The organism is Hydrocoleum sp. CS-953 (assembly GCF_002260545.1).
Classification (GTDB): Bacteria; Cyanobacteriota; Cyanobacteriia; order Cyanobacteriales; family Microcoleaceae; genus Trichodesmium.
In genome coordinates this window covers 1-4,036 of record NZ_LGSU01000644.1, presented here as the reverse complement: position 1 = coordinate 4,036, position 4,036 = coordinate 1, and the positions used below count along the sequence as shown (strand labels likewise).

The following is a 4,036-nucleotide window of genomic DNA, read 5'->3' as shown; positions in this document are numbered from 1 at the left end:
AAATTTGATTGTTTTCTTGCTCAATAATTTTTTCAGTTAAGTCAGTAATATTTTCAAATTGAAATTCATTGACATAATCTATTAGTGTTTGGGATAAATCAGAATTTGATTCGGGAATTTCTTCTGCTAAGGTAATAATTAAATCTGTATCTCCTATCATAGCTGCTGTATGCAAATCTCTCACCCATGTCATGGGCATTACTAACAACATTTCTGGAGTTAAATAACTTTTTTGTAACGAATTTTCTGGTATATCAATTTGCGCATTTTTTTCTGGTTCCCCATTTTCATAAGTGTAGCTTACCCCTAAATTTTCAGCAATTTTTTCCAATATAATTCTCTGGGAAAATGGCTTCAGAATCAAATCATCGCCACCTGTAGATAAAATTTTATTAGGCTCATCTGCAAAAGTTTTAGTTGTTAGAGCCAAAATTATTGGTGTCTGAGTATTGCTATCTCTTTTAATAGATTCGATTGCTTCCTTTCCTGATTTATCTAATATCTCTAAATCNACCCCTAAATTTTCAGCAATTTTTTCCAATATAATTCTCTGGGAAAATGGCTTCAGAATCAAATCATCGCCACCTGTAGATAAAATTTTATTAGGCTCATCTGCAAAAGTTTTAGTTGTTAGAGCCAAAATTATTGGTGTCTGAGTATTGCTATCTCTTTTAATAGATTCGATTGCTTCCTTTCCTGATTTATCTAATATCTCTAAATCTATCAAAATGAGGTGAGGTTGCCAATTTTTGCAAATATCAGTTATTTGATTAATCTCGGTAATTTCCTGCACAATAAAACCTATTTTACTTAACATTTCAAGTAATAAAATACTGTCAACTTCTTGTGTTTCAACAACTAAAATCCGATATTCTGGTTGATGAGGTGCTAAAGCTATAATATTTTCAGGATTTGCAGTTTCAGTTTCTGGTAATTCTGCCTCCTCTATCTCAATATCAAATGTAAATTTTGTTCCTACACCAACTGTACTACTAACAGAAATATTCCCTCCCATCAGTTGTACAAATTTATGGCTAATAGTTAAACCTAATCCACTTCCCTGTTGAGATTTACGACCTGTTTCTGTTTGCTCAAAAGCTTTAAATAATTGATCTATTTCTTCTGGAGCAATACCATAACCTGTATCACTCACTTCAAATTGTAAATGGTTTTTCTCCTGTTTTCTGCTAACTCTTAATGTTACTTCCCCTGTGTCAGTAAATTTTATGGCATTTTCCAACAAATTAATTAAAATTTGGCGCAATTTTTCCTCATCAGTTTCTATATATTGGGGCACATTAACATCACATTTACATTGTAGGTACAAATTTTTATCAAATGCTTTTAAACTAAACATTTGTTCAATACTTTTTACCAAAGTAAATAGGTCAAAACTGACGATATTTAATTTGGTTTTACCAGCATCTATCCTAGAAATTTCTAAAATACTATTAATTAATTTCAGTAAATGCTCCCCTGCTTGATTAATAATCTCAACAAATTCTTGGTTTTTGGTAGATAAAGATGAGTCGAGATTCATTAGTTGGGTAAAACCAATAATTGCATTTAAAGGAGTACGCNACTATTAATTAATTTCAGTAAATGCTCCCCTGCTTGATTAATAATCTCAACAAATTCTTGGTTTTTGGTAGATAAAGATGAGTCGAGATTCATTAGTTGGGTAAAACCAATAATTGCATTTAAAGGAGTACGCAATTCGTGATTCATAGAAGCAATAAAGTTACTTTTAGCTAGATTGGCTGCATCTGCTTTTATTAATGCTTTTTCTAACATTAATGACTTTTGTTCAGTTTCGGCTAATAATTCTGCTTGCTTGAGAGCTACTCCTAACTGACTGCCAATTTGAATGACAATATTAATTTCTTGATTTTCCCATTTACGAGGAGCATAATTTTGATAACAAGCTAATAATCCCCATAGTTTNGCTTGAGAGCTACTCCTAACTGACTGCCAATTTGAATGACAATATTAATTTCTTGATTTTCCCATTTACGAGGAGCATAATTTTGATAACAAGCTAATAATCCCCATAGTTTATTATTAGAAATAATCGGAACATTGATATATGCTTTGGCTTGAAAACTCTCTAATAATTGAATATAACAATCAGTAAATCCAGCTTCGTAAATATTTTCAACTACTCGATACTTTGCACCCTGACTATAAATACCACCTTTTTCTTCTTGTAGGTAAGTATCATCAATTACGTTGGGATTAGATAAATCTTTGTAACAGTTTTCAGTTCCCATAGCGTTTTGTTTGAGACAGGGGTCATTTTCTTGTTCCTCTACTAAAATTTTCCAACCACTTTCGACTGACTCTGCTACCATTTGTCCGCTCCAGTCAGGATTAAATTGATAGATAACTACTCGCTCACAATAAATTGTTTGTCGTAATTCTTGGGTTGTGGTTTGAAATATAGTGGGAATATCTAGACTCTGACGTATTTTTTGAATGACTAGAGAGATGACTTTTTCCCGTTTAGCACTTGCTTGTAATGACGATATAGTTTCTTGGCGCTTTTCTATTTCTTGTTGTAAATTATTCCAAGCTGTTGATAACTCAGAAGTCTGGTTTTGTACTTCTGTTTCTAACTTTTGATTAGTTTGTTCCAGTATTACTTCTGCTTCTTTCCGTTGAGCTACTTCTGTTTCTAATTGTTGGTTAATTGCTTCTAGTTGCGGGGTAGTTTTTAGAGATAAAAATTTAGGTAATAGCTTTATGACTCGCCAAGTTGTGTAGCAAGCAACTATAGCAGTTATAGATTTCTGAATCCCAATTAGCCAATGAAAAGGAGATGGATACCATATACTCAATACTTCCATCAAATGACCTATGCCAGACAATATCATTAGAGTGCATAATAAACCAAATACTCCTGAAAGTATTACATATTTCCGTTTTCGGACAAAGTAAATTAAGATTGCTGGAATTGAAAAATAGGCGATCGCTATGAATAAATTTGATAACAAATGTAACTGTATTAGTTCAGGTTGCCACTGATGGTTATTTACCTGGGAAATAAAATTAGGTGAAAATACTTGACTTAATATTTGCCACATAATGATTAGTTTTTTTATTTTTTATTGTTATTCTCAATTGTACAATTGTGAGTAATACACATAAGCGTAAAAATTCTGTAGGAACCTTCCATAGAAACTTCCTACAAGAGTTTGACAAAAAGTTTTTTTAGTTTTGTTGAAGTGCGGGTATGATTTTCAGGGTTAGGGAGTAGAGGAAGTGTAGTCCGTGTGCTTTGTGTGGGGAGATGACAATCAAAAATAATTAGGGAGTAGGGAGTAGTTAGGAGGAACGGGGAATTATAGAACCCCTAAGCGTATCTCCAGAAAATAGGTCTTGGTGGAGAATTAATTGATAAAAAATGGGTAATAATTGATTTGATGATTGGATGAGTGGGAGATATCTCATACCATTTCTCAAAAACTTTATCTATTTCAGAGTAGGGGAGTAGGGGAAGGTAGGGATGTTCCATGCAACGTCCGTACAGAGTCAGGAGGAATTGGAGTTATGGAGAAGGTAGTCGGAGGAATCATATCATGTCCGGTAGCATCAGTCTTGTATAGGGAAGGTAAGGAAGAAGGAAGAAGGAAGAAGGAAGAAGGAAGAAGGAAGAAAGAAAAACCTTACTAATGGTAGCTCTTTCCCCAACTTTTACACGCTCCGATACCAGCGGACATTATATTATTCCTTAATTTTTCTGTAATATTGAGGCAAAAATGCTAAATTTTTGAACCTTTTTGACCTAAAAGTTCGTACTTTTTCCAGACCTTCAAAGGCTAAAGGCTTTATCTTTCAAGGCTTTGATGTTTAATCTAGCCACCCCTAGTTAACAAAGGGGTCAGCACTCAGTAATCAGCAGGATCGTATCTAGATCTTCAACAGAAATTTTGACTTTTTATTTGTGACTTTTGGCTTTTGGTTTATAGTCAAGGAACGGGAAGAATTTTAAGCAAGGGTAATAGTTAAGTTTTTAACTACTATACACTATTAACAT

General features: G+C 33.3%; 3 protein-coding genes and 1 pseudogene. 1 reads left to right on the top strand and 3 read right to left on the bottom strand.

Annotated elements, in window-relative coordinates; all coding sequences use genetic code 11:
* Positions 1 to 512: 512 nt before the first annotated feature.
* From AFK68_RS44465 to AFK68_RS07285, 3 genes and pseudogenes are all read right to left on the bottom strand, one after another.
* Positions 513 to 1,580: pseudogene (locus AFK68_RS44465) on the bottom strand (ATP-binding protein); the annotation flags it as partial.
* Between the two features lies 1 nt (position 1,581).
* Positions 1,582 to 1,794: histidine kinase dimerization/phospho-acceptor domain-containing protein (locus AFK68_RS43820; RefSeq protein WP_305778131.1), on the bottom strand; the 213-nt coding region annotated here is incomplete at its 3' end.
* A 151-nt stretch (positions 1,795 to 1,945) separates the two neighbouring features.
* Positions 1,946 to 2,846: GAF domain-containing protein (locus AFK68_RS07285; protein ID WP_246844046.1), on the bottom strand; the 901-nt coding region annotated here is incomplete at its 3' end.
* 580 nt (positions 2,847 to 3,426) lie between these two features.
* On the opposite strand from AFK68_RS07285, the gene AFK68_RS07280 reads away from it, so the two are divergent.
* Positions 3,427 to 3,672, top strand: coding sequence for a hypothetical protein (locus tag AFK68_RS07280; RefSeq protein ID WP_094672180.1), 246 nt, complete (start codon positions 3,427 to 3,429; stop codon positions 3,670 to 3,672).
* Positions 3,673 to 4,036 lie beyond the last annotated feature (364 nt).